The following is a 21,204-nucleotide window of genomic DNA, read 5'->3' on the forward strand; positions in this document are numbered from 1 at the left end:
TGGTGCGGGTGCGCACGTCGGAGCACACTGACGGCGGGGGCTGATCGCGGCGCCCCGACGTGCCCGACGATCGACCTCGAGGAGCTCCCGGCGTGAACCTCCAGAACGCGGCTGCACCGGCCCGCCCCTTCACCGTGCTCGCGGTGTGCACGGGGAACATCTGCCGCTCCCCGCGGTCGAGCGGCTGCTCGCGGCCGAGCTCGGTGCCGATCCGCTGGCCACCGCGGGTGACCGGTCGGAGGTCGTGGTCGCGAGCGCCGGCGTCGGCGCGGTGGTGGGCGCCCCGGTCCCGCCGCAGATGGCCGCGCTGGTCGAGGGGGTGGGCGTGTCCGTGGACGGGTTCGCGGCGCGTCAGCTGACCGAGGCGATCCTGCGGGAGTCCGACCTCGTCCTGGCGCTGACCAAGGCACACCGGTCGAAGATCGTCGCTCTGCACCCGGGCGTCGTCCGCCGCACCTTCACGCTGCGCGAGCTGGCGCGGCTGGCGAGCGGCGTGGACCCGGCCGACCTGCCCGCCGGCACGACGGCGGACCGCCTGCGCGCCCTCATCCCCCTCGCCGCGGCGCAGCGCGGCCTGCAGGCCGGCGCCACCGCCGACGACGACGTCGTCGACCCCTGGGGCCGCAGCGACGAGGTGTTCGCGCAGTCGTTCGACGAGCTGCGGCCCGCCGTCGCGACGATCGCGCGCGTCGTCCGCAGCTGAGGCAACGCGCTCCACGCGCGCGCCGACCGACCCCGGGCGCACGAGTGAGACGTTCTGGACCCTTCCCGTCGCGGGAAGGGTCCAGAACGTCTCACTCGGCCCGGTGGGGGCGCGGTGCGGGGCGGGGTGGAGCGCACGGGGTGCGGCTCGGGGCCTCGGCAGTCGCTCCGTCGGCTCAGACCGCCAGGATCGACAGGCGACCCGGGCCGTAGCCCTTGACGTCCACGTCGAGGTCGAGGCGGCGCACGTAGGCCAGCACCCATGCCGCGACGTCGGCGGGCAGCGCCTCACCCGGGCCGTAGCAGGCGTCGAGCTTGACGTGCGGGGCACCCTCGACGTTGAACAGGGACGCCATGACGTTGAGGATCTCGTAGGCGTTCTCGTACAGCGCTGGGGAGAGCTGCCCCTCCTCGATCGCGACCTCCGCGCCACCGGCCGGGACCAGGGCGATGGCCGCCCCGGCCCGGGCGGCGAGCGCGAGGTCGGCGATCACGAGCGCGCGCAGGCCCAGGTGCCGGTCCACGTAGATGCCGACCTGGGCGCCGTCGCCGGCCCCCGGGTCGACCATCGCGCCACCGGTGGTGACGTCGACGCCGCGGCCGAGCATGCCCTCGAGCAGGTCGCGGACGTCCTTCGCCGTGGGCAGCGGCGTGATCTCGGTCGTCGTGGTGCTCATGCGAGCACCGGCTCGATGACGTCGCGGAAGGACTCCGCGGTGAACGGCTTGGCCACCAGGAACAGCGCCCCGGCCGCGTCGGCCTGCTCGCGCATCTCCGGTGAGCCCTCCGACGTCACGAACCCGAACGGCACGTCGTCCCCCGCGGCACGCAGCGCGCGCAGCAGGTCGATGCCCGTCATGTTCGGCATGTTCCAGTCCGACAGCACCAGGTCGGGCTGCTCGGCGCGGGCGATCTGGAACGCCTCCGCGCCGTCGGCCGCCTCGGTGATGTCCCAGTCGTACCCGGCCTGGCGCAGCGTGCGCACCACGATCTGGCGCATCACCCGGCTGTCGTCCGCGATCACTACTCGCAGCACTTCACTCACCTACTCGTTCTTGCTCGTCGTTCACTGTCGCTGGCGCCCGGCGGGCGTCAGATCTGCCACACGGTGATGTCGAGCGGCCGGCCGCGCCAGAGCAGCGCGACCGCGTCGACCTGCGTCGCCCCGTCGAGGGCCGGCCGCTCGCGGTCGACCTGCGGGAGCGTGAGCGTCCCCTGCACCGGCAGGAGCGCCTTGAGGTTGCCGCCGACGACGTTCGCGACCTCGCCGAACGCGTCGACCAGGTCCTCCTCGCCGACCGGCTCGTCCGCGCCCATCGCGAGCAGCGCCCGCGCGAGGTCGTGCGCCGTGGCGACGTCGGTCGCGAGCAGCGCGCGGCCGGCGACGTCGGCGTGCATGTCGACCCACGCGTACACCGGCTCGGTGAGCGGGGCGACGTCGGGCAGCGGGACGAGGTGACCCGGCTCGCCGTCGATCATGGCGGCGAAGACGTCCTCGGCGATCGCCTCGATCTGGGCGGTCATGAAGGGGGCGAGCGTGCTCATGCCATCTCCTCCTGCGGGAGCAGGCCGAGCAGCTCGAGCTTGTCGCGGATGGCGTCCGGCGTGAACGGCTTGATGAGGTACTCATGCGCACCGGCCGCGAGCGCACGCACGATCTGGCCGTGCTCGCTCTCCGTGGTGACCATCATCATCGTCATGTCGCGCCACTCGCGGCGCGCCCGGACGGCGACGACGAACTCGAGCCCGTTCATCACCGGCATGTTCCAGTCGATGCAGGCGAGGTCGAACCTCTCCCCGGCCTCGAGCAGGTCGAGGGCCTGACGGCCGTCACCCGCCTCGGCCGTGGTGTAGCCGGTGCCGGCGAGGATCCCCGAGACGATGCGACGCATCGCCCGGGAGTCGTCGATGACAAGCGCTCTCATGCTGCCCTCCGGGCGTTGAGTCGGTAGACGGAACTGCGCCCGACGGGGATGCGCTCCCAGCCGTCGTCGATCCCGATCGTGGTCTCGGCGGCGCCGAGGAAGAGGAAGCCGCCGGGGCGGACGACGGCCTGCGCGCGGCGCAGCACCTCCCGCTTGGTGGCCAGGTCGAAGTAGATGAGGACGTTGCGCAGGAAGACGACGTCGAACGGGCCACCCAGGGGCGGCGCGTGCAGGAGGTTGTGCTTGCCGAACGTGACCATGGAGCGCAGCCGCTGGCTGATCTCCCAGTCCGTGCCCACCCGGGTGAAGTGCTTGACGAGCATCGGCGCGGGCAGGCCGCGGTTGACCTCGAGCTGGGTGTACCGGCCGGAGCGGCCGCGGGCGAGCACCTCCTCCGACAGGTCGGTGGCGGTGATCTGCACCCGCAGGTTCGGGTCGGTCTCCAGCAGGGACATCCCGATCGTGTACGCCTCCTGCCCGGTGGAGCAGGCCGCGGACCACACGCGCAGGGACGACGTGCCGGGCCGGGCGGCGAGCAGCTGCGGGACGACGTGGTCGGTGAGCGCCTTGAACGGCGTGACGTCGCGGAACCACGACGTCTCGTTCGTGGTGAGCGCCTCGACCACGCGGTCGTACTCACGCTGCTGCGGGACGCCGCGCAGGCCGCGGACGTACGCGTCCACCGTGGGCACCTTGGCGTCGCGCGCGAGCGGCAGCAGCCGGCTCTCGACGAGGTACTCCTTGCCGGCCTCGAGCTGGATGGCGCTGCTGCGCCGGACGAGGTCGGCGACGAAGGCGAAGGTGTCCGGGGCGAGGGTCACAGCGCACTCCCGAGGGTGAGCGTGCGGAACGGTGCCGGTGCGCCTGACGAGAGCGTGGCGCCCCCGGGACGGCGGCGCGCACCGGGCGGGCGGCCGCGGTGCGGGTGCCCACCTGCACGATGCCGATGACGGCGGCCGCGACCTCGTCGAGCGGCAGGACGCGGTGCGCGAGGCCCGCGGACGCGACCGCACCGGGCATGCCCCACACGACGCTGGACGCCTCGTCCTGGGCGACGACCTGACCGCCCGCGGCGAGCACGTCCTCGCACCCGGCGCGCCCGTCGGTCCCCATGCCGGTGAGGACGACGGCGAGCAGGTCGCCGCCGTAGACCCGCACGGCGGAGCGGAACAGGACGTCGACGGCGGGCCGGCAGAAGTTCACCGGGGCGGTGCGGGTCAGCACGGTGCGCGCACCGCTCGGCGACGGGAGCAGCTCGAGGTGGTGGTCGCCGGGTGCGACGTAGACGTGCCCGGGGCGCAGCTCCTCGTCGCCCGCGGACTCGACCACGGTGGACCCGCCGAGGCGGTCCAACCGGGCGGCGAGCTGGCGGGTGAACACGGGAGGCATGTGCTGGACGAGCACGACCGGGACTGGCAGCGCGGACCCGATGGCGGTGAACACCCGGGACAGCGCCTCGGGCCCACCGGTCGAGGAGCCGATGATCACGGCACGCACGGGACGCGGGGTCTCGACCGGGGTGCGAGCCGGACGACGCGGGGCGCCGTCGGGCGCGGCGTGACGAGCGCGGCGCCGCGCGCCGCGGTGGCGCCGCCGACGGCGGGCGTGGGGAGGGCGCCGGTGCGGCCGCGGTGCGGCACGAGGGCCTTGATCTTGGGCACGAGCTGCTCGGCGACGCTCGCGAGGGACTCCTGCACGCTGCCCACGTTGGCGGGCTTGGTGACGTAGTCGGTGGCGCCGGCGGCGAGCGCGTCGAGGGTGGCCGACGCGCCGCGCTCGGTGAGCGTCGAGAACATGATGATGGGCAGCCGCGACCCGGAGCGCCGCAGCGTGCGGACCGCCTCGATGCCGTCCATGACAGGCATCTCGATGTCCATCGTGATGAGGTCCGGCGCGAGCTGCTCGACCTTGGTCTGCGCGATCTGGCCGTTGGCGGCCGTCCCGACGACGTCGATGGCGGGGTCGCCGGCGAGGGCGTCGGCGACGAGGCGGCGCACGACGACGGAGTCGTCGACCACCAGAACCCGGATCCGGGACACGCGCGCTCCAACCGATGCGGCCGGGCTCGTCCCGGCGTCACCTGCTCATCGGCCGGGCCGCCCTCGGCGTTAGCGATGCGACCCGCCGCACGCCCACCCGACCGCTCCCGCGTCCGCCACGGGTCACCACGCCGCCGGACGCCGGCGAGTGCGACGTTCCGCACCCCATTCGCGGCCGATGAGGTGCAGAACGTCGCACTCGACAGGGGTCCGGGATGGGTGGGGGCGGGTGCGCGGCGTGCGCGGTGGTCGGGGTCGGGGTCGGGGTCGGGGGCCTGCGGTGGACGACGGCGACGAGCCCCTCACCCGGGGTGGGTGAAGGGCTCGTCGCGAAGGCGGTGCGCAGGATCAGTACGTGAAGCGCGACACCCGCTCGCGCAGCTCGGCCGACATGCGGGCGAGCTCGCCGACGGCGTCGCCCATCTGCGTCACGACGCCCGACGACGTCGCCGCGGCATTCGCGACACCCGTGATGTTGGCCGCGATCTCCCCGACCCGGTGGCTGCCTCGGTGACCGACCGGGACATCTCGTTTGTCGTGGCCGTCTGCTCCTCGACCGCCGAGGCGATCGTCATCTGGTAGTCGTTGATCGACGCGATGATCCCGCTGATCTCGCCGATCGCCGCGACGGCCGACGACGTCTGGTCCCGGTTGGTCGCGATGCGTCGCCCGATGTCCTCCGCGGCCCGCGCCGACTCCTGCGCGAGCTCCTTGACCTCACCGGCCACGACCGCGAAGCCCTTGCCGGCCTCCCCGGCCCGCGCCGCCTCGATCGTCGCGTTGAGCGCGAGCAGGTTGGTCTGCTCCGCGATCGAGGTGATCACCTTGACGACGTCGCCGATCTCCCGGGAGGACTCCCCCAGGCCGACGACGGCGGCCGCGGTGGTCTGCGCGTGCTCGACGGCCTGGTTCGAGGCCCGCGCCGCCTCGTTGGCGTTCTGCGCGATCTCCCGGATCGAGGCGCCCATCTCCTCGGCGCCGGCGGCCACGGTCTGCACGTTGCGCGACACCTGTTCCGCAGCCGCAGCGACGACGCCGGCCTGCGCGCTGGTCTCCTCCGACCCGGCCGCGACCTGCGCGTTCGCGGTGGCGAGCTCCTCGCTCGCGGCGGCGACGGTGTGGGACGCCTCGGCGACCTGCCCGAGCGTCGTGCGCAGCGACGCCTGCGCGGAGCCGAGGGCGGCCGCCATCTCGCCGACCTCGTCCCGGCTCGTGACGCCGGCGGTGACGGTGAGGTCGCCGTCGGCCATCGCGGTCAGCGCCGCGTGCACCCGCCGCAGGCCGGCGACGATGCGACCCGAGACCACCCAGCTGAGCACCGCGCCGGCCAGGACGACGATCGCGGTGACGATCCAGGTGACCAGCGCGGTGCTGCGCTGGGTCGCGTCCATCTCGGACCGCAGGTCGTCGACGCGCTGCTCGACGGAGCCGGTGAGCGCGTCGAGCGCCTCGGCGATGACGAAGTAGATGTCCCACTTCGGCCCGCCGGAGACGGCGTCGCCCTCGTCGAGCTGGTCGGCGGCCCACAGCGCGAAGATCTCGTCGTTGTACTCGAGCAGCTCGGACCACTGCTCCTCGATGACGTCGAGGTTCTCGGCACCCGCGGCGTCGAGCATCGTCCGGTCGAGGGCGAACAGCGACTCGAAGCCGTCGACGCCGTCGGTGTAGTTCGGCAGGTTGTCACCGGCCGGGTCGGCGGCGACCGCCCCACCGTCGACGCGGGCGCGCCAGGCGGTGATGTTCTGCCAGTTGGACGCCCACAGGAGGTCGTAGCGCGCGCGCTCCACCGTGTCCTGGACGTCGACCGCAGCGCCGAGCTGGTCCTCGAGGTCACCGATGCGCGCGGTGCCGTACGACGCGGTGCCGGCGACGACGAGCGTCCCGACCACGAGCAGCGCGGTGACGCCGACGATGCGGGCACGGATCCCGCCACGACGGGAGGGCGAGGGCTCGGACGGGATCTGGCTGGGCATCGGGATCTCTCTGGTGGTGGTGGCGCCGGTCGACCGGGTCAGGTGCTCGATCGGCGCCACCGGGGGTGACATGAGCGGTCAGCCGCACCCGAGCCGCTCAGTAGGTGAAGCGGGACACCCGCTCGCGCAGGTCGGCGGACATCCGGGCCAGCTCGTCGACGGACGTCCCCATCTGACCGAGCACGTCCGACGACGACGCGGCCGCCTGCGCGACCCCCGTGATGTTGACCGCGATCTCACCGGACCCGGTGGCTGCCTCGGTGACCGACCGGGACATCTCGTTCGTCGTCGCGGTCTGCTCCTCGACCGCGGAGGCGATCGTCAGCTGGTAGTCGTTGATCGATGCGATGATCCCGCTGATCTGGTCGATCGCGCTGACCGCCGACGACGTCTGCGCCTGGTTGGCCGCGATACGTCGCCCAATGTCCTCCGCGGCGCGCGCGGACTCCTGCGCGAGCTCCTTGACCTCACCGGCGACGACGGCGAAGCCCTTGCCGGCCTCCCCGGCACGCGCCGCCTCGATCGTCGCGTTCAGGGCGAGCAGGTTCGTCTGCTCCGCGATCGAGGTGATCACCTTGACCACGTTGCCGATCTCCTTCGACGACTCCCCCAGCCCGGCGACCGTCTCCGACGTCGACTGCGCGTGGGTCACGGCCTGGCTCGACGCCTTGGCGGCCTCGTTGGCGTTCTGCGCGATCTCCCGGATCGACGCGCCCATCTGCTCCGCTCCGGCGGCGACGGTCTGCACGTTGCGGCTGACCTGCTCGGCCGCCGCGGCGACCACGCCGGCCTGCACGCTCGAGGCCTCCGAGCCGGAGGCGACCTGGGTGTTCGCCGCGGAGAGCTCCTCCGCCGCGGCGGCCACGGTCTGCGCCGTCTCGGCCACCCCGGACAGCGTCTGCCGGAGCGAGGCCTGCGCGGCGGTGAGGGCGCGCGCCATCGCGCCGATCTCGTCGCCCCGGGTGACGCCGGCGGGGACCGTGAGGTCACCGTCGGCCATCGCCTCGAGCGACGTGCGCACCGCCGACACCGAGGTGCGGATGGCCTGGGCGATCGTGTACGCGAGCCCGAGCGCCGCGAGCAGGGCGACCGCGAGAGTGATGAGCAGAGTGCGCTGCGCGTCGGCGGCTGCGTCCGCGGCGGCGGTCGAGATGTCGTCGGCGTAGTCGGCGATCTCGGCCTCCACGGCGTCGAGGTGCCCGACGTAGGTGTCGATGAGCGGCTGGCTGACGTCGTCGAGCAGGGCGTCGTAGCTGCCGTCGTTCGCGATCGCGGCGGGGATGAGCTGGGTGTCGCGGGCCTCGACCCAGGCGGCGTAGGCCTCCTGGAACGGCGCCCAGCTCGGGGACGCGGAGCCGCCCGCGGTCTCGAACGCCTCGACGGCCGCGGCGAGCTCCGCGTCGTTCTCGTCCTGCTTGTCCAGCCACACCTCGACGAGCTCGGGGGTGCTCACCGCCCCGACCTGGGCGACGATCAGACGCGCCTTGAGCTGGTTCTGGTGGACGATGCCGCGCTGCCCGACGACGTCGCGCTGGATGGTCGCGAGCGTCGCGGTGTCCTCGGCGAGGTCCCCCAGGGCGCTGTGGGCCATCACACCCGTGCCGGCGGACACCGCGGCCAGGAGTCCGACCGCGCTGAGGATGCGGGTGCGGACGGAGCGGTCGCCGAACCAGGCGACCGGGCCGCGGCCGCTCCGGGTCGTCGGGTCGGGCTGCGGTCGGGTGCTGGTGGACATCTCGGCTCCTGGTCGGCGACGTCGCCGAGGTGGTGGGGACACGGGTTCCCCGTCCTCATCGGGAGGACCGCGCCCGGCATGAGCGATCGGCTTTGACATCACCTCGACCGCCTGTTACTGGACGCCCCGGGCAACCTTGGACGCGCTGGCCGAGGACGCCGACGTGGTGTTTCACGCGCGCGTGCTGGTGCTCCGCACGACGTCGTCGGAGGGCCCGCTCCTGGAACGCGACGATGCCCCCCACCGGAGAGGTGAGGGGCATCGGCACGACGCCACGCGTCGTGGGATCGCTGACGGGCGTCAGGCGGCGGTCGCCCGGTCGACGTCGAGCGCGAGCAGCAGCCCGCGGTCGAGCTTGTACGCACCGAGGATGACCTCGCGCAGCGCGGTGGGCAGCGTGTCCGGCGGGGTCTCGAACTGCCCCTCCTCGACGTCGATGACGTCGCCGATCTCGTCGACGAGGAGGCTGATCGGCTCCCCGTCGACCTGGACGACGATCATCATCGGCTCGGCGTCCCCGGACCGCGGGGCGAGCCCGAGCCGGCTGCGCAGGTCGATCGTCATCACGACCTGGCCACGCAGGTTGACCAGGCCGGCGATCCCCGGGGGCGCGAGCGGCACCGGCGTGCGGGCGTGAGCCCGCAGGGCCTCCTGGACCCGCAGGACGTCGACGCCGTAACGAGCACCGGCGAGCGTGAAGGTGGCGAACTGTCGGCTCATGCGCTGGCTCCCGCGAGGATGTGCAGCTGGGACATGTCGGGGCTGTCGGAGCCGACGAGCTCGTCGAAGAACGACGGGTCGGCGGCCATGACGGCCTGCTTGACGTCGAGCAGCTCGGTGACGCGGTCCTTGAGGACCGTGGAACCGACCAGCCCGTGGTCGTCGATCTGGCTGTGCTGGGTGAAGTCGTCCTCGACGATGTCGACGATCTCCTCCACGACGATGGCCACGCTGCGGGTGCCCCGCGTGTAGACCACGACGAGCAGCTCCTCGGCAGTGGAGTCCGAGTACCCGCCGAGCAGGCGCTCGAGCCGCACCAGCGGGACGATCGCGCCGCGGTACTGGACGACCTCGCGGCCGCCCACGTGCTCGATGACCTCCTGGCGGAGCCGCTCGAGGCGCGTCACCGCAGACAGCGGGATCGCGACCCGGCGTCCGCCGCCGATGCCGGCGACGAGCACCTGCTCGGCGTCGGCGGCCCGCGCGGCGAGCGCGGCGGTCTGCTCCCAGTCCGTCTCGAGCGCGTCACCGGACAGCGTGCGCCGGGCGATGGCCTGGACGTCGAGGATGAGCGAGACGCGCCCGTCGCCGAGCAGGGTGGCGCCGGCGTAGGCGCCGATCGCCTTGAGCCGCGCGGAGAGGGGCTTGACGACGATCTCCTCGGTGTTGAGCACGCGGTCGACGACGAGCCCGAAGCGCTGGGTGTCGGCCTGCAGGACGGCGATCACCGTGGGGGTGTCCGCGTCCCGCTCGCCGCCGTACTCCAGGACGTCGCGCAGGCTGACCAGCGGCAGCAGCGTGCCGCGCAGGCGGTAGACCGGCGCCGAGTTGATGTACTCGATCGCGCCGCCGGCCTTCTGGCCGTCGAGGGCGACGAGCTCGAGCAGGCTGACCTGCGGGATCGCGTACAGCTCACCGGCCGACTCGACCGTGAGCGCGGGCATGATCGCGAGCGTCAGCGGGATGCGCAGGCGCCAGGTGGTGCCGCGGCCGACCACGGACTCGACCTCGACGGCCCCGCCGATGGCCTCGATCTTGGTGCGGACGACGTCCATCCCGACGCCGCGGCCGGACACGTTCGTCACGGCCTCGGCGGTGGAGAACCCGGGCAGGAACAGCATCTGCAGCAGGTCCTGCGGGCTCATGAGCGCGACCTGCTCGGCGGTGCGCAGTCCGCGCTCGACCGCCTTGGTGCCGACCTTCTCCGGGTCGATGCCCTTGCCGTCGTCGGTCACCTCGACGACGACCTGGCCACCCGCGTGGTAGGCGCGCAGGGTGAGCAGACCGGTGGGGACCTTGCCGGCCGCGGTGCGGACGTCGGCCGACTCGATGCCGTGGTCGACCGCGTTGCGCACGAGGTGCGTCAGCGGGTCCTTCACGGCCTCGAGCAGCGTGCGGTCGAGCTCGGTGTCACCGCCGACCATGTCCAGACGGACCTGGCGCCCGCAGACGGCGGCGAGGTCGCGGACGATGCGCGGCATCTTGGACCACACGTGGTCGATGGGCTGCATGCGCGTCTTCATGACGCCCTCCTGCAGCTCGGACGCGATGAGGTTCAGGCGCTGCGCGGAGCGGACGAGGTCGAGGTCGACGTTGCCGTCCGCGAGCCGGCTGATCTGGTTGCGGGCGAGCACGAGCTCGCCGACCTGGCGCATGAGGGCGTCGAGCAGCTCGACGTCGACACGGATCGAGGTCTCGGACGCCGTGCGCAGACCCGGGGTCTCGGACCCGGACTCGGCAGCCTTGACCGCCGGCTTGGCGGCCGTCTTCGGCGGCGGCGTGGCAGAGGCACCCGGGGCGCTCTCGCTGACCGGAGCGGGCTGCGGCGCGGGGACGACGCCGCCGGGCGCCGGGTGGGCGGACGGCGCCGGGTGCGGGCCGGGGTGCTCGACGACGGCGACAGCAGCGGGCGCGGAGGCGGCGACCGGCGCGGGGGCAGGGGCAGCGACGGGGGCGGGGCCGACAGCGGCAGTCGCGGAGCGGCTGCCCACGAGCCCGGTGCGGGCCGGGGCGGCCGGCGCGGCCACCTCGACCGGTGCCGCCACGACGTCGTCGGCGGGGGCGACGGCGACGTCCTCCACCGGCGCGATGACCTCCACCGGCGCGTCGACGCTCTGCGCGCGGCCCTCGAGGACGGTGCGGATCTGCTCGATCACGCCGTCGATCGGGACGTCACCCTCGGTGCCGGACGCCTCGATGCGGCCCAGGATGACCCGGACGGTGTCGACCATGAGGAGCAGCACGTCGGTGGTCGGCTGGTCCATGGACCGCCGGCCGTCGCGCAGCTCGACCAGGAGGTTCTCCCCGGCGTGGGCGACGCGCTCCAGGAGACCGAACGCGAGGAATCCGCTGGTCCCCTTGATGGTGTGGATCGTGCGGAACACGCTGCTGAGCAGCTCGCGTGAGTCGGGCGCGCCCTCGAGCGCGACCAGGTCCTGGTCCAGCTGGTCGAGATTCTCGTAGCTCTCGACCAGGAACTCACGGACGATCTCGTCCATGTCTTCCACGACGTCTGCCTCCCTGTGCTGACCGCTGTCTTCCGGTCTCATCGACACGGAGGGCGCGCACGTGAGGAGGACGGCGGGGCAGGTGGGGCGAGATGAGGCGCAGGCGGTGCGGTGTCCGCCCGGTGCAGGTGCACGTGCAGGTGCGGGTGAGGCGGGCCGCGGGTGCAGGTACGGGTGAGGCGGGCCGCGGACGCGGAGGTCGGAGCGGGTCAGCCGGCGTGCGGCGGCATGAGGCGACGCAGGGCGTCGACCGCGGCGTCGTCGGCGGTGGAGGCCTCGACGTTCGCCTGGGTGACCGCCTCGATGACCTCGGCGCGGTTGATGACCACGGACCGGGGGGCGTCGATGCCGAGGCGGACGCCGTCGCTGCGCACCTCGAGGACGGTGAGGACGACGTCGTCCCCGATCATCAGTCGCTCACCGACGCGACGGCTCAGGACCAGCATGGGTCGACAGTACCCGCCGGACGGCGGCCCACGACCGGATGGCCTAGTCCCAGCGGGCGCCGGCGTCGAGCCGCTCGCTGAGCACCGCAGCCCAGACCACCGGCGTCGCGGGCAGCCCGTCGAGCCAGCCGACCGGTGCGCCGAGGTCGAGCACGGTCCCGGGGTCCTGCGTCGCGTGCACCCAGGTGGCAGCCAGGGCGTCGATCGGGCGGGTCCCGGCGACGTCGCGCATCCAGGCGCGCAGGTCGGTGGTCTTGCGGCGCGCGTCCACCACGGCCCAGCACTGCTCGGGGGCGAGCGCGGCGATGAGCTGGGCGGCGGCGGCGCGGTCCTCGGGCTCCGGGCCGACGCCGACGGCGACGACCCCCACCTGCTCACCGTCGGCGACCTTGTCGCGGTGGCGTGCCGCCGCGGTCGGGTTGGGCAGGCGGCGGCGGTGACCCGCGACGGGCGGCATCGCGCCGGCCAGGGCGACGTCGCCGGGCTCGAGGTGGGCGCGCTGGGCGAGCTGGACCGCGACCGGCAGCGCCGCGGTCCCCTCCCCCACGACGACGACGACGGCGCCCGGCGTGCGCTCCGGCGCGGGCGGCCGCGGGAGTCCGGCGAGCAGTCGGGACAGCGGCATCGGCTCGTCGCTCGGCCCGGGGCCCAGCACGGAGGCCGGGACGCCGAGCGCCAGCAGGGCGCGCCGGTCACCGCCGGTGGGGGCGCCGGTCGGGTCGTCGGCGACGGGGGTCGCCTCTGGGGCCGGGTCAGGGGGCGAGTCGGCGGTCGAGTCGGCGGGTCCCGCCGGTGCCGGAGCCGGATGCGCGTCGAGCGCCGTCAGGGGGCCGAACGTCGCGGCCGTGACCGTCGCGCCGCGCGGGGCGAAGCGGGCGGCGGGGTGCTGCGGGCGCGGCGGGGCGTCGTCGTCCGACGGAGGAGGGGGTGGCGCGTCGGCCCGGGCCGAGGACGCGGCGTCGGGCACGGTCGCCGACGCGGAACCCGCCTGCGCCGGCGCCGGCGGTGCCGGTCTCGCCGGCGGCGCGGGGTGGACGTCGGCCATGTCGTCGATCGAGGCGAGCAGCCGGGCGAACCCGTCGCCGTCGGTGGACACCCGTGGACCGGCGGTCCCGGTCGACCCGCCCGCGGGGGCAGCGCGACCGGCGGTGGCGCCGTCACCGCCGTCGGCCGCGTCGGCGGCGTCGAGCAGCGCGGACATGCCGACCGGCCCGGGGGACGCCGGGCGCGGGACGCGCGGACCCGGACGACGGTCCGGGACCTCGACGGTCACCTCGAAGTGCTCCTTGGCGAAGAACCCGGCGACACCACCGGTGCGCACCCGCTCGGCCTTGACCACCACCGCGTCGGGGCCCATCTCCGCACGGACGCGGTGCATGAGGGCGGGGAGGTCGTCACCGTCAAGCAGCAACCGCCTGGGCATCACGCACCGTCCCCACCGTCTCGATCCGCAGACCGGAATCGGTCACCTCGTTGTACGACAGTACGGGCAGCTCGGGCGTCGCGAGGAGCACCAGCGCGCGCAGCGGCGCACGCAGTGCGGGGCGCACGCGAGCACCACCGGGAACCCCGCACGCTCCGCGTTCTCCACACCGGCGCGCACCGAGCCGAGCAGCCCGTCGACCCGCACGGGGTCCAGCATGATCTGCATCCCGCCGTCGGCCGGCCGCAGCGACTCGACGAGCTGCTGCTCCACCATCGGGTCCACCACCAGGACGCGCAGCACGCCGTCGACCCCGTAGGGGGCGGCGAGCGCCGGGCCGAGCGCGGAGCGCGCCGCCTCGACGAGCCCGCCGACGTGGGTGGTCTCCTTGGCGCGCAGCGACAGCGCCTCGAGGATGCGGCCGAGGTCGCGGATCGGCACGCCCTCGTCGAGCAGGCCGTGCAGCACGCGCTGCACCTCGCCGAGGCTGAGCAGCCCCGGGACGAGCTCGTCGACGACCGACGGGTTGACGGCCTTCACACCCTCGGTGAGCACGCGGACGTCCTCCCGGGTCAGCAGGCGCGACGCGTGCTTGGCGATGATCGAGCCGAGGTGGGTGATGAGCACCGACACCCGGTCGACGACGGTCGCGCCGGACATCTCCGCGGCGTGCCGCAGCTCGGCCGGGACCCACTTGCCCGCAAGCCCGAACACCGGCTCGTGCACGGCCTGGCCGGGGAGCGCGTCGAGGGCGTCCCCGAGCGCGAGCACGCGCCCCGGCGGCAGCTCGCCCCGGCCGACCTCGACCCCGGAGATGCGCACGGCGTACGTGCCGCGCGGCAGGTCGACGGAGTCCCGGGTGCGCACGGGCGGGACGACGACGCCGAGGTCGAACGCGATCTTGCGGCGCAGCCCGCGGACGCGGGACAGCAGGTCGCCGTCGCCGCCACCGACGAGGTCCACGAGGTCGGGGGCGAGCAGGATCTCCAGGGCGTGCACGCGCATCTGCTCGATGAGCGCCTCCGGGGTGTCGGGAGCGGAGGCGGCCGCCCCGGGCAGGGCCTTCGCCGCCGCGTCCGCGGCCTCGGCGGCGTCGTCGCGGGCCTTGCTGCGCTGCGCCGCGATGAGGAGCACGCCGCCGACCAGCACGAACGGGATCTTGGGCAGGCCGGGGATGAGTGCCATCGCGATCGCGGAGGCACCGGCGATCTGCAGTGCCTGGCGGGACTGCGTGAGCTGCTTGCTCGCGGCGGTGCCGAGGTCGCCGTCGGCGGTCGCACGGGTGACGATGATGCCGCTGGAGACCGAGAGCAGCAGCGCGGGGATCTGGGTGACGAGGCCGTCGCCGATGGTCAGGAGGCTGAACCGCTCGACCGCCTCGCCGGGGGCCATGCCCATCTGGACCATCCCGATGATGATCCCGCCGACCAGGTTGATGACCGTGATGATGATGCCGGCGATGGCGTCGCCCTTGACGAACTTCGAGCCACCGTCCATCGCGCCGTAGAAGTCGGCCTCGCCGGCGACGTCGGCGCGGCGCTTGCGGGCGGTGTCCTCGTCGATGAGGCCGGAGTTGAGGTCGGCGTCGATGGCCATCTGCTTGCCGGGCATCGCGTCCAGGGTGAAGCGCGCCCCGACCTCGGCGACGCGGCCGGCGCCGTTGGTGATGACGACGAACTGGATCACCACGAGGATCAGGAAGATCACCAGGCCGATGATGAGCGAGCCGCCCACCACGAAGTGGCCGAAGGCGGCGATGACCTCACCGGCGTACCCGTTGCCGAGCACGAGGCGGGTCGAGGCGACGTTGAGGCCCAGCCGGAACAGCGTCGCGATGAGCAGCAGCGACGGGAAGATCGAGAAGTCCAGCGGCCGCTTGACGTACATCGACGTCAGCAGGATCACGAGCGAGCCGACGATGTTGACCACGATCAGCATGTCCAGCGCCGGCGCCGGCAGCGGCACGACCAGCAGCATCACGATGCCGACGACACCCGCCGGCACGGCGAGCCCGGCGATGTTCCGGTTCTTGGGCATGAGGTCCTCTGGGTCGGTGCGGACGCGGGCGCGACTGCCGCTCGTGCTCCTCTCATCGGGCGCAACGTCCCCTTTGTGAGCCTTGCGCGGCGGTCCCGCATCACCCGTGGTCCACCCGCGCCCACCCCGCCGACGCACCTTTCGCCCAGTGCGACGTTCCGGACCGTTCACGCGCCCCGAACGCTCCGCGACGTCACACTCGGCACCCGCTCCCGGCCCAGTGCGACGTTCCGCACCTCATCAGGCACTCATACGGTGCAGAACGTCGCACTCGGCGGGTGAGCACTGCGGATGCGGTGCGGAACGTCGCACTCGGCGGGGTGGCGGCCCCTGCGGGTCAGGCGGCGCGGCGCGACGGTTGAGGGCGTGACGTCTCGGGGACCCGGTGGGTGCCCTGGGCCGCCCCCCGCCGACGCAGGGCCATGACGAACGCGAGCACCTTGGCCACCTGGGTGAACAGCTCCGCGGGGATCTCCTGCCCCAGCTCGCACGCCGCGTGCAGGGCGCGGGCCAACGGGATGTCCTCGACCAGCGGGACGCGCTTGTCGTTCGCCTCGGCGCGGATGCGCGCGGCGACGTGACCGGCCCCCTTGGCGACGACGCGGGGTGCACCGGTCCCGGGCTCGTAGCGCAGCGCGACGGCGACATGCGTGGGGTTGACCAGGACGACGTCGGCGTCGCCGATCGCGGCCATCATGCGGTTGCGGCTCATCGCGAGCTGCTTGGACCGGATTGCGCCCTTGAGCAGCGGGTCGCCCTCGGAGTTCTTGTTCTCGTCCTTGACCTCCTTGAGCGTCATCTTCGTCTTCTTGCGGTTCTGCTTGCCGACGAAGATGACGTCGACGATCGCGAGCCCGATGCCGGCCACGACGGCCGTGCGCATCAGCGTGGCGATGCCGTTCCCGGCGACGTCGAGCACCGCATGCAGCGACAACCCGCCCGACGCCAGGAGGATCGGCGTGATGCTCTGCACCACGGTGGTCAGCACGACGCCGATGACGACGGTCTTGAGCAGCGACTTGCCGCCCTGCCACCACGTCTGCACACCCACCAGGCGCTTGAGGCCGGCGAGGATGTTCAGCGGCTTGAACGTCGGCTTCAGCTTCTTCGTCGAGATGTGCAGGCCCCCCTGGGCGGCCGCGGAGACGATCGCGGCGACCACGACGACGGCCATGAGCGGTGCCACCGTGAGCAGCACGGACCCGAGCCCGTCGCCGACGGCACGCAGTGCGAGCGCGGGGTCGGGGTTCGCGACGACGTCCCGCACCGCCTGCAGCTGGTCGACGGCGGCCTCGCTGCCGGCGGTGAGCACCACGCTCAGCATCACGCCCGCGGCGCCCATGCCGAGCCAGGCCGAGACGTCCTGCGAGCGCTGGAGCGCACCGTCCTTGCGGTTCTGCTTCTGGCGCTTCGGGGTGGCGTTCTCGGTCTTGTCCTGCCCACCGCCCCCGCTCACGGACTCACCCCGATGACGGTGCGGACGGCGTCGTCGGTCAGGGACGACACCATGCCGGGCAGCGCGAGGTAGGCCATGCCGCCGAGGCTCAGCGTGAGCAGGATCTTCAGCGGGAAGCCGAGCGCGAACGCGTTGAGGGCGGGAGCGACGCGGGTGAGCAGGCCGAGGCCGACGTCGGCCAGGAACAGCACGACGGCGAGCGGCCCGGCGACCTGGAGGGCGGCGAGGAACATCCCCGTCAGCCCCTCGGCGCTGGCGGCGGCCATCGCGGCGAGGTCGAGGGAGGTGCCGAGCGGGATGACGTCGAACGTGCGCACGAGGCCGCCGATGACCATCTGGTAGCCGTCGGAGACGAACAGCAGGACGACCGCGGTCATCTGGTAGAGACGCTGCAGCTGGGCACCGCTGGTCTGGTTGAGCGGGTCGAACGCGGCGGCCATCTGGAACCCGGCGAACAGGTCGAGCAGGGCACCGGCGGACTGCACCGCGGCGAACACGAGCGCGACGAGGAAGCCGAGTGCCGCGCCGATGAGCACCTGCATGAGGAGCTGGCCGACGAAGCCCCCGATGTCGCTGGGGTCCGCCTCGGCGTCGGCCCGGGGGGCGACCAGCAGCCCGAGGGCGACCGCGAGCATCGCCTTGATCCGGCCGGGGATGCCGCGGTGGGAGAACGGCGGGGCGATGACGAGGAACGCGGCCATCCGGACGCCGGCGAGCAGGACCCCCTCGAGGCCCGCCCAGGGCAGCGTGAACGTCATCGGTCAGGAACCACCGAGGAGGGCGGGGATCTTCGTGAACAGCTCCTGGGTGAAGGAGACCGTCTCGGCGATCATCCAGTGCCCGGCCACGAGCAGCACGACGCCGACCCCGATGGCCTTGGGGACGAAGCTGAGGGTGACCTCCTGGATCTGGGTGATCGACTGCAGCAGCGAGACGACGAAGCCGATGACGAGCGCGGTGATGAGCACCGGCGCGCACAGCTTGGCGGCCAGGACGAGGGCGTCGAGCCCGATGTCGAGGACGGCGTTGGTGTCCATGGTCTAGGCCCCGGTTCCGTACGAGCCGACCAGGGCGGTGACGATCAGGCCCCAGCCGTCGACGAGCACGAACAGCAGCAGCTTGAACGGCAGCGACACCATGACGGGCGGGAGCATCATCATGCCCATCGACATGAGGGCGGCCGAAACGACCAGGTCGATCACCAGGAACGGCACGAAGATGACGAACCCGATGATGAACGCCGAGCGCAGCTCGGAGAGCATGAACGCCGGGATGAGGGTCAGCGTGGGGACGGCGGCGGCGTCCTCGGGGTTCGGCAGGTCCGCGGCGCGGGTCATCAGCGCCAGGTCCTCCTGCCGGGTCTGGGCGAGCATGAACTCGCGCAGCGGGACGAGGCCGGTCTCGACCGCCTGGGTGAAGCTCAGGGTGCCGTCGAGGTAGGGCTGCAGGCCGAGGTCGTTCACCTGGGTGACCACCGGCGCCATGATGAACAGGCTGAGGAACAGCGCGAGGCCGGCCAGGATCTGGTTCGGGGGCACCCCGGTGAGGCCGAGGGCGTTCCGGGTCAGCGCGAGCACCACGAAGATCTTGGTGAAGCTCGTCATCATCAGCAGCAGCGCCGGTGCGACGGACAGCACCGTGAGCGCGAGCAGGACGACGATGGAGCTGCTGGGCGTGCCGTTGACCCCGTTGAGGTCGACCGTGACCGACGGGTCGGGGCCGGTCGGCGCCGCGGGGTCGGCGGGGGCCGTGGGCGCGGCCGGGTCGATCGGGGCGGCCTGGGCGCCGGCGGCACCGAGGACGGTGAGCCCGAGCGCGACGAGCAGCGCGACGGCGACCAGCACGAACGTGCGCAGGTGCGGGCGGCGCAGGGCGGGGCGCACGGGACCCAGCGGGCGCGGCCGCGCGGCCGGGCGCACCGGACCAACCGGGCGCGGGAGCGTCGTGGTCACCGGCGGGCCGTCCGGCGCTGCACGACGTCGACCGCGCGGCGCCAGGTGTCGGGCGACAGGACCGAGCCCTGCAGGGCGCCCGCCTGCGCGGAGCTCGAGGTGGCGGCCAGTCCGGCGAGCGCCGCCAGGCGCGCAGTGCCCTCGGCGTGCGGGGTCGGCACGCCGTCGGCCGCGTCGACGGGCTCGAGGGCCGCAGGGGCCGCGGGGACGGCAGCGGTCCCGGGCGCGACGTCGTCCGCGGCGATGACCGCGACGTCGTCCGTGGCGACCGGGGCGACCTCGACGACGTCGTCGGGCAGGGTGGACAGGTCGATCTCCTCCCGGACCTCCGCGGTGCGCTGGGCCGGCACGGGCTCGGCCGGGAGGTCGACCTCGGTGAGGACCCGCACGCCCTGGTCACCCACGCCGAGCAGCAGCACGCGGCCGGCCACCTCCACCAGCGCGATGCCGGCGCCCTTGCCGAGCGACTGGCGCCCGAGCACGGACAGCGGCACCGAGCGCTGCTTGCGCACGGTCGCGGTGCCCTGCAGGCGCCGTCCGGTGAACCAGATGAGACCGAGCACGCAGGCGAGGGCGAGGAGGACCCGCAGGCCCAGGAGTGCGGCGTCCATCAGCCGGCGGCCTGCTCGGGCGCGATGATCTCGGTGATGCGGATGCCGTAGTCCTCGTCGACGACGACGACCTCGCCGCGCGCGATGAGGCGGCCGTTGACCATGAGGTCGGCCGGTGCGCCGGCGGCGCGGTCGAGCTCGAGCACCGAGCCGGGCACGAGCTCGAGCACCTGGCGCACGGGCAGCCGGGTGCGGCCGATCTCCGCGGTGAGCGTCATCTCGACGTCGTAGAGCAGGCGCAGGTCGGCGGGCGCGGAGGGCACGCGCTCGCTGCCGCCGGTGCGCTGGCTGGGGATGACGCCCGGCTTCTGGGCGCGGGTGCGCACGCCGAACCAGGCCTGCGGGGCGCCGTCGGCCACGAGGGAGAACGCGGTGAGCGCCTCGCCGGTGAGGTCGCCGCCCACCGGGCGGACCTCGGCGACGTCGAGCACGCCGGGGCCGAAGGCGGTGGAGGCCGCCTCGAGCGCGGGCCGCAGGGCGTCGGCGAGCGAGACCGGCGCGCCGCCCTGCCCGGTGAGGGACTCGGCCACCGCACGCTCGGCGACCAGTACGAGCTCGACGCTGGTCGCACCGACGAAGGTGGCGACCACCGCGGTCTCGGAGGGGCCGGGGCCGGCGCCGGGGGCGAGCGGGGTGACGGCGAGGGGGACGGTCGACGGCAGCAGGCCGACGAGCAGGTCGGCGGCGGTGCGCGCCTCGACGGCCGGGGCGGTGCGGGCAGACATCAGGCGTTCTCCTCGGAGGTCACGATCCGGCACGCGAGGCGCGTGCCCTGGGTCCCGGCGGCGGCACGGGCGAGCACGACGTCGTCCACGACGACGTCGAGCGGGCGGGCGGTGGGGTGGTTGAGGTGCAGGACGGCGCCCACGGTCAGGCCGACGACGTCGGTGGGGCGCACGGTGACGGGGCTGAAGCGGACGCCGACCGGGACGGGGACGTCCTCGACCCCGCGCGCCAGGCGCGCCAGCGCGACGTCGTGCGCGGCGACCTCCTCGGGCGACCGGCTGTCCGCGGACTCCCCGGCGCGGACGCCGGCGAGCAGGACGTCGGCGGGGATCATCATCGTCGCGCTCTCCTCGATCTCCCCGACCCGCACCGCGAAGGTGGCGACGATGACGGGGACCGAGGCCGGGACGGCCTGGAGGAACTGCGGGTTGTACTGCACGCCCCGGACGGTCACCTCCATGGGCAGCACCGAGGCGAAGGCGTAGCCGATGTCGGCGAGGGAGTGCTGCAGGAGCGCGCGCACGAGCTGGTACTCGATGTCGGTGAGCTCACGGTCCACGTCGCCGGTGGGGCGCCCGGGTCCGCCGAGCATGAGGTCGATCCAGCTCATCACCATGCCGCCGGGGACCTGCACGACCGCGGTGGTGCGGCCCGGGTCGACCGTGCACATGACCAGGACGGTCGTCTGCGGCAGCGCCCGGACGTGCTCGTCGTAGGTCTGCATCGCGACCGACTCGAGGGTCACCGTCGAGACCGCACGCAGCCGCGCGCTGAGCTGGTTGCCCCACTGCCGGGCGTAGGTCTCGAAGGCCCGCTCGAGCACGCGACCGTGCTCACGGGCGAGCGTCATCGGCCGGCGGAAGTCGTAGACCTCAGGCAGACCGCTCTTCTTGCTGCGCCGCGGGGTCTCCCGCTGCATGTCCTGGACCGTCACGGTCACCACATCGTCGTG

20 protein-coding genes and 2 pseudogenes are annotated in these 21,204 nt (G+C 73.5%); 1 reads left to right on the forward strand and 21 read right to left on the reverse strand.

Annotated features, from left to right (window positions below; translation table 11 throughout):
- The first annotated feature begins 145 nt into the window (after window positions 1–145).
- Complete coding sequence (locus REH70_RS16495) at window positions 146–703, forward strand: low molecular weight phosphatase family protein (RefSeq protein ID WP_310748953.1); 558 nt, start codon at window positions 146–148, stop codon at window positions 701–703.
- Window positions 704–878: 175 nt separating this feature from the next.
- On the opposite strand, the gene REH70_RS16500 is transcribed toward REH70_RS16495, so the two are convergent.
- The 21 genes and pseudogenes from REH70_RS16500 to REH70_RS16600 form a co-directional block, all read right to left on the reverse strand.
- Window positions 879–1,379, reverse strand: coding sequence for a hypothetical protein (locus REH70_RS16500; RefSeq protein WP_310748955.1), 501 nt, complete (start codon window positions 1,377–1,379; stop codon window positions 879–881).
- Window positions 1,376–1,735 carry a response regulator gene (locus REH70_RS16505; protein ID WP_310754361.1) on the reverse strand — a complete coding sequence of 120 codons (360 nt, stop codon included), beginning with the start codon at window positions 1,733–1,735 and terminating at the stop codon, window positions 1,376–1,378. The genes REH70_RS16500 and REH70_RS16505 overlap by 4 nt, the downstream gene beginning before the upstream one ends.
- Window positions 1,736–1,794: 59 nt before the next feature.
- Entirely contained in the window at window positions 1,795–2,247 is a 453-nt protein-coding gene (locus tag REH70_RS16510) for a chemotaxis protein CheX (RefSeq protein WP_310748957.1), read from the reverse strand.
- A complete protein-coding gene (locus REH70_RS16515) occupies window positions 2,244–2,627 on the reverse strand; it encodes a response regulator (protein ID WP_310748959.1) in 384 nt (127 codons plus the stop codon). Before REH70_RS16515 ends, REH70_RS16510 begins: the two co-directional genes overlap by 4 nt.
- A complete protein-coding gene (locus REH70_RS16520; protein WP_310748961.1) occupies window positions 2,624–3,448 on the reverse strand; it encodes a protein-glutamate O-methyltransferase CheR in 825 nt (274 codons plus the stop codon). The genes REH70_RS16515 and REH70_RS16520 overlap by 4 nt, the downstream gene beginning before the upstream one ends.
- A 190-nt stretch (window positions 3,449–3,638) precedes the next feature.
- A pseudogene (locus REH70_RS16525) lies at window positions 3,639–4,124 on the reverse strand (CheB methylesterase domain-containing protein); the annotation flags it as partial.
- A complete protein-coding gene (locus REH70_RS16530; protein ID WP_310748963.1) occupies window positions 4,112–4,666 on the reverse strand; it encodes a response regulator in 555 nt (184 codons plus the stop codon). The gene REH70_RS16530 and the pseudogene REH70_RS16525, both read right to left, overlap by 13 nt.
- A 428-nt stretch (window positions 4,667–5,094) precedes the next feature.
- On the reverse strand, window positions 5,095–6,699 hold the full coding sequence (locus REH70_RS16535; protein ID WP_310748965.1) for a methyl-accepting chemotaxis protein: 1,605 nt from the start codon (window positions 6,697–6,699) through the stop codon (window positions 5,095–5,097).
- 37 nt (window positions 6,700–6,736) lie between these two features.
- Entirely contained in the window at window positions 6,737–8,374 is a 1,638-nt protein-coding gene (locus tag REH70_RS16540; RefSeq protein ID WP_310748967.1) for a methyl-accepting chemotaxis protein, read from the reverse strand.
- Window positions 8,375–8,674: 300 nt separating this feature from the next.
- Window positions 8,675–9,094, reverse strand: coding sequence for a chemotaxis protein CheW (locus REH70_RS16545; RefSeq protein ID WP_310748969.1), 420 nt, complete (start codon window positions 9,092–9,094; stop codon window positions 8,675–8,677).
- A complete protein-coding gene (locus REH70_RS16550; protein WP_310754362.1) occupies window positions 9,091–11,592 on the reverse strand; it encodes a chemotaxis protein CheA in 2,502 nt (833 codons plus the stop codon). The genes REH70_RS16545 and REH70_RS16550 overlap by 4 nt, the downstream gene beginning before the upstream one ends.
- Before the next feature lie 218 nt (window positions 11,593–11,810).
- The gene (gene csrA, locus REH70_RS16555; RefSeq protein ID WP_310748971.1) at window positions 11,811–12,047 is read right to left on the reverse strand and encodes a carbon storage regulator CsrA; all 237 of its coding nucleotides are present in this window, start codon (window positions 12,045–12,047) and stop codon (window positions 11,811–11,813) included.
- A gap of 43 nt (window positions 12,048–12,090) precedes the next feature.
- Window positions 12,091–13,458 (reverse strand): hypothetical protein, encoded by a 1,368-nt coding sequence (locus REH70_RS16560; RefSeq protein ID WP_310748973.1) that lies wholly within the window; start codon window positions 13,456–13,458, stop codon window positions 12,091–12,093.
- Window positions 13,448–15,507 (reverse strand): annotated as a pseudogene (locus tag REH70_RS16565) (flagellar biosynthesis protein FlhA). The gene REH70_RS16560 and the pseudogene REH70_RS16565 overlap by 11 nt, the downstream one beginning before the upstream one ends.
- A gap of 337 nt (window positions 15,508–15,844) precedes the next feature.
- Complete coding sequence (locus REH70_RS16570; protein WP_310748975.1) at window positions 15,845–16,963, reverse strand: EscU/YscU/HrcU family type III secretion system export apparatus switch protein; 1,119 nt, start codon at window positions 16,961–16,963, stop codon at window positions 15,845–15,847.
- Window positions 16,960–17,721, reverse strand: coding sequence for a flagellar biosynthetic protein FliR (locus tag REH70_RS16575; RefSeq protein ID WP_310748977.1), 762 nt, complete (start codon window positions 17,719–17,721; stop codon window positions 16,960–16,962). The genes REH70_RS16570 and REH70_RS16575 overlap by 4 nt, the downstream gene beginning before the upstream one ends.
- 3 nt (window positions 17,722–17,724) lie before the next feature.
- Window positions 17,725–18,000 (reverse strand): flagellar biosynthesis protein FliQ, encoded by a 276-nt coding sequence (gene fliQ, locus REH70_RS16580; RefSeq protein WP_310748979.1) that lies wholly within the window; start codon window positions 17,998–18,000, stop codon window positions 17,725–17,727.
- A gap of 3 nt (window positions 18,001–18,003) precedes the next feature.
- Window positions 18,004–18,855 (reverse strand): flagellar type III secretion system pore protein FliP, encoded by an 852-nt coding sequence (fliP, locus tag REH70_RS16585; protein ID WP_396134766.1) that lies wholly within the window; start codon window positions 18,853–18,855, stop codon window positions 18,004–18,006.
- A 56-nt stretch (window positions 18,856–18,911) separates the two neighbouring features.
- Window positions 18,912–19,526, reverse strand: a complete 615-nt coding sequence (locus REH70_RS16590) for a flagellar biosynthetic protein FliO (RefSeq protein WP_310748981.1) — start codon at window positions 19,524–19,526, stop codon at window positions 18,912–18,914.
- Complete coding sequence (fliN, locus tag REH70_RS16595; RefSeq protein WP_310748983.1) at window positions 19,526–20,251, reverse strand: flagellar motor switch protein FliN; 726 nt, start codon at window positions 20,249–20,251, stop codon at window positions 19,526–19,528. The genes REH70_RS16590 and fliN overlap by 1 nt, the downstream gene beginning before the upstream one ends.
- Window positions 20,251–21,192, reverse strand: coding sequence for a FliM/FliN family flagellar motor switch protein (locus REH70_RS16600; protein WP_310748986.1), 942 nt, complete (start codon window positions 21,190–21,192; stop codon window positions 20,251–20,253). Before REH70_RS16600 ends, fliN begins: the two co-directional genes overlap by 1 nt.
- Window positions 21,193–21,204: the final 12 nt, after the last annotated feature.

Origin of the sequence: Cellulomonas sp. ATA003, assembly GCF_031582905.1 — a bacterium.
In the GTDB taxonomy this organism is placed as follows: Bacteria; Actinomycetota; Actinomycetes; order Actinomycetales; family Cellulomonadaceae; genus Pengzhenrongella.